Source organism: Rhodococcus sp. A14, assembly GCF_011603105.1.
Lineage (GTDB): Bacteria > Actinomycetota > Actinomycetes > Mycobacteriales > Mycobacteriaceae > Rhodococcus_F > Rhodococcus_F opacus.
Genome location: NZ_JAAOQS010000013.1, coordinates 17,372 through 32,550 on the forward strand (window position 1 = coordinate 17,372; position 15,179 = coordinate 32,550).

A 15,179-nucleotide genomic window follows, 5' to 3' on the forward strand; every position below is an offset into this window, starting at 1 on the left:
ATGGGGAATCTCCTCAGAGTCGACGAACTGCAGATCGAACTCATCACCGCCCGGGGCGTCATCCGCGCAGTCGACGGCGTGTCCTTCTGCATCGACGCCGGCGAAACCGTGACCATCATCGGTGAGTCGGGGTCGGGTAAATCGACCACCGCGATGGGCATCCTCGGCCTGCTGCCCGACGACCTCGCCGTCCTCTCGGGCGCGGTCCGGTTCAAGGACTGCGACATCCTCGGACAGAAGAAGGCTCTCGCGAAGGTCCGGGGACGGCACATCGCGCTGATCCCGCAGGATCCGATGACGGCACTGAGCCCCGTGCACACCGTCGGGTCCCAGCTGCGGGAGGCGGTGCGCCACAGCGGCATCACCGGAAAGGCGAAGGAAACCGCGCGGGCCGTGGAACTGCTCGAGCAGGTGCGGATCCAGAATCCGGCGGGACAACTCGGGAAGTACCCCCACCAGCTGTCCGGCGGCATGCTGCAGCGTGTACTGATCGCCTGCTCGCTCGCGTCGGGTCCCGAACTGATCGTCGCCGACGAACCCACCAGCGCCCTCGACGTGACCGTGCAGGCGAGCATCCTCGACCTGCTGCTCGAACTGCAGGAGCGCACGGGCGTCGGACTGCTCGTCATCACCCACGACCTCGGCGTCGCCCGGTTGATGTCGGACCGCATCTACGTCATGAAGGACGGCCGGTTCGTCGAGAACGGCGGGGCCGAAGACCTCGTCCTCCATCCTCGCAGCGCGTACACCAAGAAGCTGCTCGACGCCGTGCCACGGCTCGGCGACTACACCACGACCGTAGGAGCATCGACATGAGCGCACCGCTGCTGTCCGTCGAAGATCTCGTCGTCGAATACCCGGTCCCCGACGGTGTGTTCCGCGCGGTCGACACCGTCAGCTTCTCCGTGGACAAGGGGGCGACGCTCGCCGTCGTCGGCGAGTCCGGGTGCGGGAAATCGACCATCGCGAAGGCGATCGTCCGACTCCTCACACCCACGTCCGGCCGCATCCTCGTGGACGGTGCCGACATCGCGCAATTGTCGGAGAAGGCACTGCGGCCCTTCCGGTCCCGCGTGCAGATGGTCTTCCAGGACCCGTACGGATCGCTGGACCCGCACTTGACCGCCGTCGACATCGTCGGCGAACCGCTCCGCCTCCAAGGCGTCCGGAGCAAGTCCGAACGGGCGCGCAGGGCGGCGGCGCTGATCGATCAGGTCGGCCTGCCCACCACGGCGCTCCACCGTCGACCCGCCGAGTTCTCCGGCGGTCAGCGGCAACGCATCGGTATCGCCCGGGCTCTGGCGAGCGGACCGGAACTCCTCGTGTGCGACGAGGCCACCAGCGCGCTCGACGTGTCGGTGCAGGCTCAGGTGCTCGACCTCCTCCGCGAGATCCAGCACGACACCGGTCTGACCTACGTCTTCATTTCCCACAACCTCGGCGTCGTCCGCGAGATCAGCGACACCGTGATCGTCATGTCGCGCGGACGGGTGGTCGAAAGCGGTTTCACCACCGATGTTCTCGAACGTCCCGCCGAGCCGTACACCCAGGCGCTCCGCGCCGCCGCGCTCGATCCCACCACCATGGTCGGGATCAAACCCCGTCACATCGTCTCGCGCCCGCCCGGCGCAACCGAGGTTCCCCGAACCGTATCCCGAGGAGTAGCTTGATGCCCGAACTCGACCTGACCTCACTCGTTCTCGGCACGATGACCTTCGGCGACACCGTCGACTTCGACGGTGCCGCCGCTATGGTCGACGCCGCGCTCGACGCCGGCATCACCCATGTCGACACCGCCAACGGCTACGCCGGCGGAGAGTCCGAACGCATCCTCGCCCGACTGCTGGGCACGCGTCGCGACCGTGTCACCCTCGCCACCAAGGCGGGAATGCCCCACCCCGACGCGGGCGACAACTCTCCGCTGTCTCCCGCGGGCCTCCGCGCGAGCGTCGAGGCGAGCCTGAAGCGACTGGACACCGACTACGTCGACCTGTTCTATCTCCATCAGCCCGACCGAGCCACACCTCTAGCCGACACTCTCTCCACCGTCGCCGATCTCGTGTCGGAGGGCAAGATCCGCGCCCTCGGTGTCTCCAACTTCGCGGCCTGGCAGATCGCGGAACTGAACCACACGGCCGACGCCGTCGGCGCACCCCGCCCGATCGTGGCCCAGCAGCTGTACAACCTCCTGGCCCGGCGGATCGAGGAGGAGTACGTCGAATTCGCCTCGGTCACCGGACTGATCACGATGGTCTACAACCCACTCGGCGGCGGTCTCCTCACCGGACGGCACTCGTTCGACGCCCAGCCGGCCGATGGGCGCTTCGGCGATTCGCGGTTGGCGCAGATGTACAAGGAGCGGTACTGGAACACCGCGATCTTCGATGCGATCACGCAGTTGTCCGTGATCGCCGACAAGGCCGGCATCCCGCTCACCGAACTGGCTCTGCGCTGGCTCGTGTCCAAGCCTGCGGCGGGCCCGATCCTCCTCGGTGGATCCAAGGTGGCACACCTGCAGTCGAACATCGCCGCTGTCGCGAAGGGCACACTCGACGACGAACTGATCGACGCGTGCGACGAAGTGGGCAGCGCCCTGCGCGGACCCATGCCCAACTACAACCGCTAGGAGGCATCGCCCTGATGAGCGCCCAGGAATTCGCCGCCCGACTCCGCGGCCGGGAACGGATCGTCGGCTATTGGTCCGTGATCGACAGCCCGGTGTCGACGGAATGGCTCGCCCACGTCGGCTGGGATTACATCGCCCTCGACCTCCAGCACGGCCTGATCGGATACTCCGGCATGGTCGCGGGGCTCACCGCCATCGACGCCTCAGGCTCCACGGTCGGCATGATCCGGGTCGAGTCGAACGATCCGACACCGATCGGCCGGGCACTCGACGCCGGCGCGGCGGGCGTGATCGTTCCGCTGGTGAACACCGCCGAGGAAGCGGCCCGGGCCGTTGCGGCCGCGACATACCCGCCTGCCGGCGTTCGCTCGTACGGGCCGATGCGCTCCCAACTGCGGATCGGCCCGAACCCGGCGGACGCCAACCGCCACACGGTCGTCGTCGTGATGATCGAGACACCGCAAGGACTGGCGAACGTGGAAGAGATCTGCGCCGTCCCCGGACTCGACGGGGTCTACGTCGGGCCGTCCGATCTGCGCCTCGCCGTGGGTGGTGCGCACCCGAACGACCCGAGCGTGGACGACGAGTTCGAGGCGGCCCTGGTCCGCGTCCGTGAGGCTGCCGCGGCGTCAGGCATCGCGGCGGGCATCCACACCCCCGACGGTGCGGTGGCGGCTCGCCGACTCGCGGAGGGATACACGTTCGCGACCGTCGCGTCCGACCTCACCCATCTCAAAGCCGCCTCTGCCGCGCATCTCAAAGCCGCGACCGGGGAATGACAGGCGCTCCGCGCCCGTGCGCCTTTTTGGTTGTTCGCGCTACCAAAAAGGTGCACGGGCGGCGAAGCCGCCTGATTCTGAATTCCTTGCCCAAGGAAGAGATGCAACAAAGGATCGAATCATGCCTGACATCATCGAGTTGATTTTCGACGACCACGAGTGGTTCCGACGACAGTTCGCCGCACTGGACGAACTGAAGGCTCGCCGCCGGGTGGACATCACTGCCGTAGAGGCGGTGTGGACCCCGTTGGCGAAACGCCTGGATCTGCATGCCGCGGCCGAAGAGGAAATCTTCTATCCCCAACTTCTCCGCGTCAGGGAGGAGGACGCGGAGGAGGAAACCCTCGACGCGATCGGGGACCACAACGACATCCGCGACGGCGTCCGTGCGGCGGCGGGGTATCCGATCCTCTCCGAGGAGTGGTGGGCGGCTGTCGGCCGAACGCGCCGGGCCAACGATGAGCACATGGCCGAGGAGGAACGCGAGGGGCTGGCAGATTTCCGGACCGCCCCGGCAGAACTTCGCGAATCGCTCGGGCGACGCTTCGCCGAGTACTTCCTCGTTCACCGTTCCACGAGGGATGCGGACACCTCGGACAAGGATCCGCAGGAGTACGTCCGGGAGGTCGAAGAGGGGCTCGACGAGGACAGCAGCGCGGGATCGCTTCGGATCGGAAGCTTGAAGGGCCGGTAACGACGCACTCCCCCACATCACAGACCGCGCGGTCTGTGTTCTATAGTTCGGCGGTCCGCGGCATCGGGCCGACCGGTTCTGTGGGGAGATGGGGTTGTGGCGCGAGTTTCCCGTCCGATGCCCGATGCGCTTCCCCCGATGTCATTCGAGCGGAGCGTGCCGCGCAGGTACGTCCATCGCCAATCCGTGGCCGAGGTCTTCCTCACCGACTGTGTGTCGCTGCCGGGGCCGGATCGGTTCGTGGTCGCCGCGCAGTGGCCCCGCCTGCACGGGTTCTACCGCGCCCGGGGCGGGAGCTACGACACGATGCTGCTGGCGGAAACGCTCCGGCAGACCGCGATCTACCTGGGGCACACCCGCTTCTCCGTTCCGCTGCCGAACCGGTTCGTCATGCAGCACCTCCGGGTGCAGGCGGTGCCCGGCGCGCTCGAGGTGGGCGCGGCGGCCGCCGAAGTGATCGTCGAGGTCACCGTGTCCGAGCACGTGCACCGCGGCGGGGCGCTGTCCGCATTCCGCGTGGACCTGCGGTTCCGGCTCGGCGGACAGGACGTCGGCACTGCAACGGGTCACGCGGCAGTGTTTCCTCCGGCCGCGTACTCACGGGCCCGGTGGGGTGAGCGCGGACCGCGGTCGATCGGGGCGTCGTGGTGTCCCGCGCCCGTTCCGGCGGGGCTGGTCGGTCACGTCGACGACGCGCACGTGGTCCTGGGTTCACGGCGTTCCGAGAACGAGTGGGAGTTGCGGATCGACGACACGCACCCCGTGCTGTTCGACCATCCGTGTGATCACATTCCCGGGATGCTGCTGCTCGAGGCATTCCGGCAGGCCTCCTGCGCCCGGCTCGGCGTGCCGGAAGCGCACCTCGTTTCGCTGGGCGCCACGTTCCACCGTTTCGCCGAACTCGACGAGCGGGCCACGATCCGCCTGGACGTGGTGGACGACGGCGCGCTGTCGATCCGCGGATCGTTGGTGCAGGGCGGAGTGGCGGTCGTGCAAGGGACCGCGGCGCTGGCCCCTACCGCGGTGAGCGCATGCGCGCGCTAGTCGGCGTCGTCGGGTGTCCAGCGGGCCCGGCGGATTCGGGCGATGTCCTGATGCCGGGTCGCGGGCATGATCCCGGGGAGCAGGAACCCCCACATGTCGTCGACACGTTGTTCGAGGTCCGTGCGCTGCGTCAGCACCTGGGAGACGGTCTGGACGCCGGTGAAGGCGCCGATGACGAACCGCGCCAACCTCGGCGGGTCGATGTCCGGGAGGAGATCTCCCTGCTCGACGGCCCGCGTGGCGAGCATCTCGCAACTGTTGATCCAGTCGAGATAGGGGTCGGCGGGCCCCTGGTCGTCGGCACTGAGTTCGAGGGTGATCCGGATACCGGCCCGCACGATCGGATCGTTCACGATCTGCCGGGCCATCTCGTGACAGAGCATCACGATCTGCTCGATCGCCGAAACCTGCTCGCGGCCGATCGCCTCGACGGACGCGATGGAGATCCGGTGTTGCTCGCCGATGATGAATCGCGCCAGATCCTCTTTGGAGCGGAAATGGAAGTACAAGGCCCCCTTCGTGATTCCGGCATTCTCGACGATGTTGCCGAGTCTGGCTCCTTCGAACCCCGACTTCTCGAACATCTCCGCCGCCCCGCGGACGATCTGCTGTCGGGTCGCCGCAGCACGCGCCTGCTGAACCACGTTCACACCTTTCCCTGCCGCACGAGAGAAGAACGATGACGATGAAAGCACGGACTACGCGCCCATTGCCCGGAGAGACGGTACCAGCGTCGACCGCGACCGACCGCGGTCGAACACGTTCCACGCCGGTCCGTGTCGCGGTGGTGGGAGCCACGGGCTTCATCGGATCGGCCACCGTGACGGCACTGGCGTCGGCCGGGATCCCCTGCACCGCGGTCGCACGCGCACCTTCACGCTCGGACCTTCCGGGCGTGCTGTCCGCCCGGGCGGACCTGACCGACCCGGCGAGCCTCGAAACGGCACTCACCGGCGTCGATGTCGTGATCCATGCCGCCTCCTACACCGGCACCGACCCGGCGCACTGCGCCGCCGTCAACGTCGAGGGCACCGAAAATCTGCTTGCCGCCGCGGCCCGGAACGGCATCGGCCGGGTGATCTACGTCAGCACCATCGGCGTGTACGGGTCCGGTCCGCACAGCGGAATCGGTGAGTTCGACGCCACGCCCGCACCCGTCTCGACGCTGAGCGCGAGCAGGCTGGCCGCCGAACACCGTGTCCTCGAGCGGGGTGGTTGCGTCGTCCGTCCCACCTTCGTCCACGGCCCCGGCGACCGCTGGTTCGTTCCCGGCCTCATCCGGATCCTCGAGGCATTGGAGGCCTGGGTCGACGAGGGTCGATCCCGGATCTCGATCATCGCAGTGCACGACCTCGCCCGGCTCCTCGCCGCCCTCGCAACGCAGCCTCCTGCACGCCCCGGCGACGTGTTCCATGCCTGCCACCCCGACCCGGTGACCGTCCGCGAACTCGGGGAGGCACTCGCGAACGCGGGCCGTCTCCGGCTGCCGGCCACGAGTCTCACCTTCGACGAAGCGACGACCGCCGGCGCCCGGCACGGCCTCACCGACCGACACCTCGATCTGATCGGCCGCGACCACTGGTACGACCCCGCCCGCCTCTGGACCGCCACGGGTTCGACCGTCGGCCACGGCCCCCTGGACCACCTCCCGGTGTGACGGGGTCCGTTCGCTTACAGGCGGAAGTCCGTCGATGCCCGCTCGACGAGTTCCGGAGCCAGCCGCTCGGACGTCACCTCGGCGCCGCCCAGCAGTTCGACGAGTTTCTGGACGCTGCGCCGGCCCATTGCGTGCATCGGTGACCGGATCGTCGTCAGGGCGACGGTGATCTCGGCGGACAGCGGAATGTCGTTGTAGCCGATCACCGCGACGTCCCGGCCCACTTCGCGTCCCGCGTCGCGCAGGGCGCCGTACGCACCGATCGCCGCGAAGTCGTTGGTTGCGAAGATCGCCGTCAGGCCGGGCTCGCGGGCGAGCAGTTCCACTGCGCCGAGACGTCCGCCTGCCGCGTCGAATCCGGTGTAGACGATGTTCGCCTCGGGCACGGGACATCCTGCCGACGCGAAGGTTTCGGCGAATCCGCCGGATCGGTCGACGGTGGTGCTGGCGAACGGTAGACCGGCGATGACGCCCACCCGCTCGTGGCCGCGGTCGAGGAGGTGTCGGGCGGCGAGGGCGCCACCTGTTCGATCGTCGCAGGTCACCGACGGGTACTCGCCCGAGCGTCGGGAGACGAGCACGAACGGTGTTCCCCGTTCGGCGACGCTGTCGAGGAAGCGGTGGTCCATGTGCGCGTCACCGAAGATGAGTCCGTCCACTCGCCGGGCGAGGAGCATGTCGGTGCGTGCGGACTGATTGTCCGGATCGTCGAGGGAGTTCGTGACGAACGTGGACAGGCCGGCCTCCTCGGCCGCTTCCTCGATCCCCTCGTACACGGTGGCGAGCACGTAGTCGGACAGCCTGGGGACGAGGACGCCGATGAGGTTGCTGCGGTTGGTGCGCAAACTCGCGGCGTGCGGGTTCGGCCGGTAGCCGAGACTGTCCGCTAGCGCGCGGATGCGTTCGGTGGTGGCGGCCGACGCGGCGCGTACTCCGGGTTCGGTGGTTCCGTTCAGCACACGCGACACCGTCGAGACATGGACGCCCAGCTCGTCGGCGATCAGGCGCAGCGTGGCGCGCGGCTTCTTCGGATTCCCCACGATGTCGATCCTTCCACGTCGTGTAAACGCTGTGAAACGTATCCCGGGCCCTCTTGACACGTGGCCGCCGTCACGATTCTAATGAACCCAAACGTTTGAGCCAAACGTTTGCGCAACCCGAAGGGAAGTCATGAGCAAGGTTGTCGTGCTGGGCACGGGCGGGACCATCGCGTCCCGGAACGACCCGGCCGGAAAGGCCGTGGCCTCCGATCACGTGTCGGCGTTACTGGACGCCGCGGGCACGTCCGCTCCGGCGGACGTCGAGATCGAGGGCCGCGACATACTCACCACGGGTAGCTACCTGCTGACACCGGCCGATCAACTCGTCATCGTGCGCGAAATCGTGGCCGCACTCCGCGACCCGTCCGTGTCCGGCGTGGTGGTCACGCACGGAACGGACACGATGGAGGAGACCGCGTACCTGCACGATCTCCTCCACGGCGATCCGCGTCCGGTCGTGTTCACCGGTGCGCAGATCACGGCGGGCGAGCCGGACTCCGACGGGCCGCGCAACCTGCGGGACGCGATCACCGTTGCCGCCGACCACCGCGCCCACGACCTCGGCACGACGATCGCGTTCGCCGGCCGGCTGTTCACGGCCGCGGGGACGCGCAAGAGACACACCACCGCACTGGACGCGTTCGACAACGGCGCGACCGGACCCCTCGGCCGGATCGTCGACGGAGTCCTGACGCTCTTCGCCAGACCGGTTCGTCCCCAGCCTCTTCCGATACCGGACGCGCTCCCCCGGGTCGACATCGTGGCCGTGCACCCAGGCGCCGACCGGGCCCTGCTCGACGCCGCCGTCGACGCGGGTTCCCGGGGAATCGTGCTGGAGGCGACGGGGATCGGCAACGCGAACAAGACGTTCGTGGACGGAGCCCGCGACTGCGTCGCGGCCGGAATCCCGGTGGTCGTGGCCACGCGCGTCGCTGACGGAGACATCGTTCCCCGCTACGGAAACGGTGGCGGCGCCGACCTCGCCGAGGTCGGCGCGCTCACTGCCGGTCTCCTGCGGCCGGCGCAGGCCCGGGTTCTGCTCGCCGCGGCAGTCGCCGTGTCCTCCCCCTCGGACGTCGCCGACCTCGTCCGCACCCATACCCACCCCACCGTGGTGCCGCACGCCACGGCGAACCAGACCGACAAGTAGGAGAGGTACGCATGTCCAAGAAGATCTACGTCAACTTCGGAGTCGACGTCGACGCCGTCGCAGGATGGCTCGGCTCGTACGGCGGAGAAGACTCCCCCGGCGACATCTCCCGCGGCATGTTCGCCGGTGAGGTGGGCGTGCCTCGCCTGGTGAAGATGTTCGACAAGTACGACATCACCACCTCCTGGTTCGTGCCCGGCCACTCCATCGAAACGTTCCCCCGCGAAATCGAGCAGGTCGTCGCGGCCGGGCACGAGATCGGCATCCACGGATACAGCCACGAGAACCCGATCGCGATGACGCGCCAGCAGGAAACCGACATCCTCGATCGCAGTATCGAACTGATCGAATCGTTCACCGGCAGCAAGCCCACCGGATACACGGCGCCGTGGTGGGAATTCTCCAAGGTCACCAACGAACTGCTCATCGAGCGTGGCGTCAAGTACGACCACTCCCTCATGCACAACGACTTCACGCCGTACTACGTGCGCGTCGGCGATTCCTGGTCGAAGATCGACTACAGCCAGCCGGCCGAGACGTGGATGAAGCCGCTCGTGCGCGGCCAGGAGACCGATCTGGTGGAGATCCCAGCCAACTGGCTGCTCGACGATCTCCCGCCGCAGATGTTCATCAAGTCCAGCCCCAACAGCCACGGCTTCGTCAGCCCGCGGCACCTCGAGGAGATGTGGCGGGACCAGTTCGACTGGGTCTACCGCGAGATGGACTACGCGATCTTCCCCGTAACGATTCACCCCGACGTGTCGGGCCGGCCGCAGTCGCTGCTGATGCTCGAACGCCTCATCGAGTACATCAACCAACACGACGGCGTCGAGTGGGTGACGTTCGACCACATGGTGAACGACTTCAAGGAACGCTTCCCGCGTCAGAGCTGATCCACCGAAAGGCGGTGGGGTGCAGGCCCGCACTCCCACCGCCGCCCCCAGCATCCGACATCATCAGTCCCGGAAGGACACCCATGAGCCAGACAGCCGAGGGAATCCCAGTATCGCAAACCGGCGGTCCCACCAAGCAACTCCCCCGCTTCAGCATCCGCGAAACCCGTAAGTCCACGATCATCGCCTTCCTCGCCTGGACGGTCGCGGTGTACGACTTCATCCTGTTCGGAACCCTGCTCCCCCGGGTCAAGGAGGACTTCGGCTGGAGTTCCTCGCATGCGCTGCTCATCTCCACGTTCGTGAGCATCGGGACGGCGATCGTCGTGCTCGGCGTCGGCCCGCTCGTCGACCGGCTCGGGCGACGCAAGGGCATGATGATCACCGTCGGCGGCACGGCACTGTCCTCCGCCGCGACAGCCGCCTCGGGCGGTGCGTTCAGCCTCGTCGCCGCGAAGTCCATCGGCGGCATGGGACTGTCCGAACAGGCCGTGAACGCCACGTATCTCAACGAGATCTACGCGGTCTCCGAGAGTGACGCCGTGCGCAAGCACCGCGGGTTCATCTATTCGTTCGTCCAGACCGGATGGCCCCTCGGCGCACTCCTTGCCGCCGGATTCGTCGCCCTGATGGGTTCGATCGTGGGACCCGACGACTGGCGCATCGTCTTTCTCGTCGCCACCCTCCCCGCCCTGATCATCGCGTTCGTCTGCGCACGGCTGAAGGAGTCGCCGCAGTTCGATCTCCAGGATCGGATTCGCCGGCTGCGCAAGGCCGGGAAGCCCGACGAGGCCCGGGTCCTGGCCGAGGAGTACGGTATCGAGCACTCCGAATCGAGCTCGCTCGCCCGGATCTTCCACGGCGCCAACCGTCGCAACACGATCGTCCTGTCGCTCGCGTGGATGGTCAACTGGTTCGGCATCCAGACGTTCAGTGTGCTGGGCACGACGGTCCTCGAGGACGGCAAGGGCTTCTCGGGCAACTTCACGCTGCTGCTCGTCGTGTTCGCCAACGTCGTCGGCATCTTCGGGTACCTCTTCCACGGCTGGGCGGGAGACCGATTCGGACGCCGCAACGCGATCGTGGGCGGCTGGATGGTCGGCGGAATCCTGTTCGCACTCATGCTGCTCGGGCCGTCGTCCGCGGCATTCGTCCTGCCCACCTACATGTTCGGCCTGTTCTTCCTCCTCGGTCCGTACTCGGCGATGAACTTCTTCATGGCCGAGTGCTACACCACCGATTGCCGCGCCACCGGTGCCACGTTCATCGGCGCCATGAGCCAACCGGGCGCGATCATCGGCGGCTTCCTCCTCACCGCCATGGTGTCGGCCAACGTGGGATTCGGTACCGCGGCGTTCTGGGTCGGCGCTCTCGGCACCTTCGCGTCCGGCCTCGTGATGCTGTTCGCCAAGAAGGTCGCGATCACCGCCGGATAGCGGTGTACCACGCACTACGACAGGAACTTTCATGCACAATCCGTACGACAATCTGAAGGACCGGGTCGCCGTCGTCACCGGCGCGGCCAGCGGCATCGGCCGCGAGACCGCGGTCGCGTTGGCCGAGGTGGGTGTCCGGGTGGTCATCGGCACCTTCCCCGGCGACCCCCACGACCCGAAAGAGACGCTGCGTCGCGTCGAGAGCGTCGGCGGCGACGGCGTGATCCACGACGTCGACGTGCGGTCCACCAGCGAGGTCGAGGCGTTCACCGACCGGGCACTGACGGAATGGGGGCGGCTCGACTTCGCCGTCGCGAACGCCGGTGTCCTACGCAAGAACGCGATCGCCGAACTCGACGACGCCGCCTGGTCCGACATGCTGCAGGTCGATCTCACCGGTGTGATGCGGACCCTGCGCGCCGCCGCCACCCGCATCGACGGGCCGGGCTCGCTGATCTCCATCTCCTCGATCGCGGGCGGCGTCTACGGGTGGGGCGAGCACGCGCACTACTCGGCCGCCAAGGCCGGCGTGCTCGGACTCAGCCGCGCCCTCGCCGTCGAACTCGCGCCGCGCGGGATCCGCTCCAACGCCATCGTTCCGGGACTGATCGAGACTCCGCAGTCGTCCGATCCGGTCAATTCACTCGGCCCCGACGGTCTGGTGGCGGCCGGGGCGAAGATTCCGTGGGGACGTGTCGGGACGGCCGCCGAGATCGCAACCGTCATCCGGTTCCTCGTCAGCGACGACTCACGCTATCTCACCGGGCAGTCCATCGTCGTCGACGGCGGCCTCACCACCAAGATGCAGGACTAGGAGAACGATCATGGGAGTTCTGGACGGTAGACGGGCGCTGGTCGCGGGCGGAGCCAGCGGTATCGGCCGCGCGATCGCCGAGGCGTATCTCGCCGAGGGCGCAGACGTGGTGATCGCCGACGTCGACGAAGCGGCGGCGCAGCTGACGGCGAAAGAACTCGGGGCCGCGGCCGCCGTCCGAGTCGACGTCGCGAACGAGGAGTCGGTGCGCGCGGCCTACGCAGGCGCCGTCGAAGCACTCGGACGCGTGGACGTGCTCGTCAACTCCGCGGGGATCCTCGAGGAATCCGAGCTCGCCGACATGTCACTCGACATGTGGCGCCGCACGATCGACATCGACCTGACCGGGATGTTCCTGATGTGCCGGGCTGCTGTTCCGGCGATGGTGGCCGCGGGTGAGGGACGCATCGTCAACATCGCGTCGCAACTCGGGATCAAGGGCGGGGTGGGACTCGCGCACTACGCGGCCGCGAAAGCCGGGGCGATCGCGCTCACCAAATCGCTGGCACTCGAAGTGTCGCGGCACAACGTCCTGGTCAACGCCATCGCGCCGGGTCCGATCGAGACCCCGCTCGTCGACGGCATCACCGAGGACTGGAAGGTCGCCAAGCGGGCGGAACTGCCCCTGGGCCGATTCGGACTACCCCGGGAGGTGGCACCCACCGCCGTGCTCCTCGCGTCCGACCCCGGCGGGAACCTGTACGTGGGCCAGACCCTCGGCCCGAATAGCGGGGACGTGATGCCCTGATGTGTGGCGGATGCCCGGGAGCGAAGGCGGGCGACTGGCTGAGCCCGGTCATCCGCACACACACTCAGCGGGAGGCGGTGGCCAGGCTCGTCGGGTCGGCCGCGGCGCGGGTCCGCTCCACCCCTAGCGGCTGGACCGTGGCCTCGCCCACCGGGCGGACGATCGTCGCGGCGACGATGACCGAACTGTGGTCGGGCCTGCTGGCGTGCGGGCAACCCGAGCCCGCGTGGGAAGGCGTGCGTCTGCCCGAGTCGTTCGACGAGCCGGAGCCGCTCCCCGACCGGCGGACACCCCTGTCGGTAACCGCCGACACGCGTGCCCTGGCCCGGCAGCAGGTCGAGCAACATCTCGCCGCGCCCCACTGCTTCCACGTGCGAGTCGCCGAGGTGCACGACGGCACGGGAACATCCACCGCGGTCCTCGAATTCGACTCCGCCACCCGCGGCGCGATCGTGCTGTCCGGCATGCTGGCCCACGGCCACGGAGACGGACGCGGCCTGGATGCCCGCATCGCGCTGGCCGACTCGGTGGTCACCCTCCAGACCTGGGACGGGCACGGGCTCGGATTCTCCGTCGAGCGGAACGTCCAGTCTTCGTCCGCCGTCCGCGAGCGGGGTGTATACCCGGAGAGAGGATGATGTCCCCCACCTGACGGAGTGTCGAGATGGCCCTTCTCGCCGAGATCGTCGTGGACACCGAAGGCGACAGCCGGGTAGTGGTCCTGTATCCCGTGATGTGGCTGTTCATCGCGGTCCTGGTCACGTTCGTCGTCACCCGGACCATCACCCGCCGTATCCGGGCGCGATCGGGAGCGGCGCCCACGGACGACGGCGCGGAGTCGGGGGGCGGTCTGATCAACGACATCACCGTCGGCGGTGTGCACCTGCATCACCAGGTTTTCGGGATCCTGTTCATGACGCTGGCCGGGCTGGCATTGATCGCCACCACCCCGGAGGGCACCGCGCTCAACGTCTTCGCCGCCCTCTTCGGCGTCGGCCTCGCGCTCACGTTCGACGAGTTCGCGCTGTGGGTGCACCTCGACGACGTGTACTGGAGCACGTCCGGCCGGAAGTCGGTGGACGCGATCTTCTGCGCGCTCATGATCACCGGTCTGATGATCGGGGGCGCCGAACTCGTGACCGGCCGGATCGGCACCCCGGAGTGGTGGTCGTCGATCGGCTATCTGGCCATCTCCCTCGCCATCTCGGTGATCTGCCTGCTCAAGGGCAAGTTCGTCACGGGGATCGTGGGGATCGTGTTCCAGCCGGTGGCGATCATCGGCGCCATCCGCCTGGCCAAGCCCGACTCGTGGTGGGCGATGCGCCGCTACCCGAACAAACCGCGCCGGATGGCGCGCGCCCAGTCGCGATTCGGCGAGCGCTACCACGCCCGCTGGAACCGGGCGCGCGACTTCGTCGCCGGACCACCGGATGTCCGTGAGGCGGGTATACGGTGATCTGCGCCGTCAGTCTTCGTCGGCCGTCCGCGACCGCCCCATCATCTCCAGCCCGGCCATCGCCTTCTCGGCGCCCGCCTCGTCCACCTTCTCCATGGCGAACCCCATGTGGATGACGATCCAGTCGCCCGGTTCCAGGCTGACGTCCTCGGGCAGCATGCCGACGTTCACCTTGCGCTGTTCGCCGACGACGTCGACGAGCGCGAGCTGGTTGCCGTAGCCCTCCAGCATGCGCACCACCTGACCGGGAATACCGAGACACATGATTCAGCCCTCCGTCGTGTCCGGTTGCAGCGTTGCCGCGGACTCGGACTCCAGCAGTTGATCCACGATCTCGAACACCGTGTCGACGGCCGGGTCGACGGCGGCCTGGACCCGCGGTGAGAGCCCGATTCCCTCGGCGGTGTTCTCCACCTGGCAGCCGAGGACCACGGTTCGCGGCAGGGTTCCGCCGAGCGCGCGCAGACTCGCGAACACCGCCCCCGGATCCATGCTGTGCGCGTCCAGCGGCGCCGCCGCGGCGGTATCCGAACCCACCTCGAATGCCCTCAACGCCCCGGGCTCACCGCGGCCGGGCACCGCGTCCACCAGCAGGAGAGCGCCCCACCCGTCCAGCAGCTCGTAGGCCAGATGCGTTCCGCGAATGCCGAAATCGACAGCGCGGACTCCCGGCGGCAGCGACCTCCTCGCGACCGCGCGCAGCACCTCGGGACCGAAACCGTCGTCGCCGAAGAAGATGTTGCCCACACCGGCAACCAGAACCCGCCTGCCCACCGTCACGTGCGACTCACATTTTCCGGATACGCAGATATCGTCTGATGTCGGGAATCGCGATGACGGCG

Annotated in this window: 18 protein-coding genes; 14 read left to right on the forward strand and 4 right to left on the reverse strand. The window is 67.9% G+C overall.

Going from position 1 to position 15,179, the window contains the following annotated elements; all coding sequences use genetic code 11:
* The 6 genes from G9373_RS09965 (at position 1) to G9373_RS09990 (ending at position 5,143) form a co-directional block, all read left to right on the forward strand.
* Positions 1–816, forward strand: coding sequence for an ABC transporter ATP-binding protein (locus tag G9373_RS09965; RefSeq protein WP_120659754.1), 816 nt, complete (start codon positions 1–3; stop codon positions 814–816).
* Positions 813–1,670, forward strand: a complete 858-nt coding sequence (locus G9373_RS09970; RefSeq protein ID WP_005565468.1) for an ATP-binding cassette domain-containing protein — start codon at positions 813–815, stop codon at positions 1,668–1,670. The genes G9373_RS09965 and G9373_RS09970 overlap by 4 nt, the downstream gene beginning before the upstream one ends.
* A complete protein-coding gene (locus G9373_RS09975) occupies positions 1,670–2,626 on the forward strand; it encodes an aldo/keto reductase (RefSeq protein WP_054246006.1) in 957 nt (318 codons plus the stop codon). The genes G9373_RS09970 and G9373_RS09975 overlap by 1 nt, the downstream gene beginning before the upstream one ends.
* A 14-nt stretch (positions 2,627–2,640) precedes the next feature.
* Positions 2,641–3,405: an aldolase/citrate lyase family protein gene (locus tag G9373_RS09980; protein ID WP_054246005.1), complete on the forward strand. Its 765-nt coding sequence runs from the start codon at positions 2,641–2,643 to the stop codon at positions 3,403–3,405.
* A gap of 121 nt (positions 3,406–3,526) precedes the next feature.
* Positions 3,527–4,099, forward strand: coding sequence for a hemerythrin domain-containing protein (locus G9373_RS09985; RefSeq protein ID WP_054246004.1), 573 nt, complete (start codon positions 3,527–3,529; stop codon positions 4,097–4,099).
* A gap of 96 nt (positions 4,100–4,195) precedes the next feature.
* Positions 4,196–5,143, forward strand: a complete 948-nt coding sequence (locus tag G9373_RS09990; protein WP_081315258.1) for a ScbA/BarX family gamma-butyrolactone biosynthesis protein — start codon at positions 4,196–4,198, stop codon at positions 5,141–5,143.
* On the opposite strand, the gene G9373_RS09995 is transcribed toward G9373_RS09990, so the two are convergent.
* A complete protein-coding gene (locus tag G9373_RS09995) occupies positions 5,140–5,787 on the reverse strand; it encodes a ScbR family autoregulator-binding transcription factor (protein WP_005244660.1) in 648 nt (215 codons plus the stop codon). The genes G9373_RS09990 and G9373_RS09995 overlap by 4 nt on opposite strands.
* 35 nt (positions 5,788–5,822) lie before the next feature.
* Between G9373_RS09995 and G9373_RS10000 the strand changes: the two genes are divergently transcribed.
* On the forward strand, positions 5,823–6,800 hold the full coding sequence (locus tag G9373_RS10000) for an NAD(P)-dependent oxidoreductase (protein ID WP_054246002.1): 978 nt from the start codon (positions 5,823–5,825) through the stop codon (positions 6,798–6,800).
* Between the two features lie 14 nt (positions 6,801–6,814).
* Here G9373_RS10000 and G9373_RS10005 read toward each other — a convergent pair whose 3' ends face one another.
* Positions 6,815–7,840, reverse strand: coding sequence for a LacI family DNA-binding transcriptional regulator (locus tag G9373_RS10005; RefSeq protein WP_005565459.1), 1,026 nt, complete (start codon positions 7,838–7,840; stop codon positions 6,815–6,817).
* Positions 7,841–7,970: 130 nt separating this feature from the next.
* On the opposite strand from G9373_RS10005, the gene G9373_RS10010 reads away from it, so the two are divergent.
* From G9373_RS10010 to G9373_RS10040, 7 genes are all read left to right on the forward strand, one after another.
* A complete protein-coding gene (locus G9373_RS10010; RefSeq protein ID WP_054246001.1) occupies positions 7,971–8,990 on the forward strand; it encodes an asparaginase in 1,020 nt (339 codons plus the stop codon).
* Positions 8,991–9,001: 11 nt separating this feature from the next.
* Positions 9,002–9,883, forward strand: a complete 882-nt coding sequence (locus tag G9373_RS10015; protein WP_005244664.1) for a polysaccharide deacetylase — start codon at positions 9,002–9,004, stop codon at positions 9,881–9,883.
* Between the two features lie 83 nt (positions 9,884–9,966).
* Positions 9,967–11,319, forward strand: coding sequence for an MFS transporter (locus G9373_RS10020; RefSeq protein WP_005569799.1), 1,353 nt, complete (start codon positions 9,967–9,969; stop codon positions 11,317–11,319).
* A gap of 31 nt (positions 11,320–11,350) precedes the next feature.
* Positions 11,351–12,133: an SDR family NAD(P)-dependent oxidoreductase gene (locus G9373_RS10025; protein ID WP_005569800.1), complete on the forward strand. Its 783-nt coding sequence runs from the start codon at positions 11,351–11,353 to the stop codon at positions 12,131–12,133.
* Between the two features lie 10 nt (positions 12,134–12,143).
* On the forward strand, positions 12,144–12,881 hold the full coding sequence (locus tag G9373_RS10030) for an SDR family NAD(P)-dependent oxidoreductase (protein WP_005569801.1): 738 nt from the start codon (positions 12,144–12,146) through the stop codon (positions 12,879–12,881).
* Entirely contained in the window at positions 12,881–13,519 is a 639-nt protein-coding gene (locus G9373_RS10035) for a hypothetical protein (RefSeq protein ID WP_005569803.1), read from the forward strand. The genes G9373_RS10030 and G9373_RS10035 overlap by 1 nt, the downstream gene beginning before the upstream one ends.
* A gap of 26 nt (positions 13,520–13,545) precedes the next feature.
* A complete protein-coding gene (locus tag G9373_RS10040) occupies positions 13,546–14,337 on the forward strand; it encodes a hypothetical protein (RefSeq protein ID WP_054246000.1) in 792 nt (263 codons plus the stop codon).
* A gap of 9 nt (positions 14,338–14,346) precedes the next feature.
* Here G9373_RS10040 and G9373_RS10045 read toward each other — a convergent pair whose 3' ends face one another.
* Both G9373_RS10045 and G9373_RS10050 read right to left on the reverse strand, forming a co-directional pair.
* A complete protein-coding gene (locus G9373_RS10045) occupies positions 14,347–14,601 on the reverse strand; it encodes a HypC/HybG/HupF family hydrogenase formation chaperone (protein ID WP_005569807.1) in 255 nt (84 codons plus the stop codon).
* A 3-nt stretch (positions 14,602–14,604) separates the two neighbouring features.
* Positions 14,605–15,117: a hydrogenase maturation protease gene (locus G9373_RS10050; RefSeq protein WP_005569809.1), complete on the reverse strand. Its 513-nt coding sequence runs from the start codon at positions 15,115–15,117 to the stop codon at positions 14,605–14,607.
* Between the last annotated feature and the right edge of the window lie 62 nt (positions 15,118–15,179).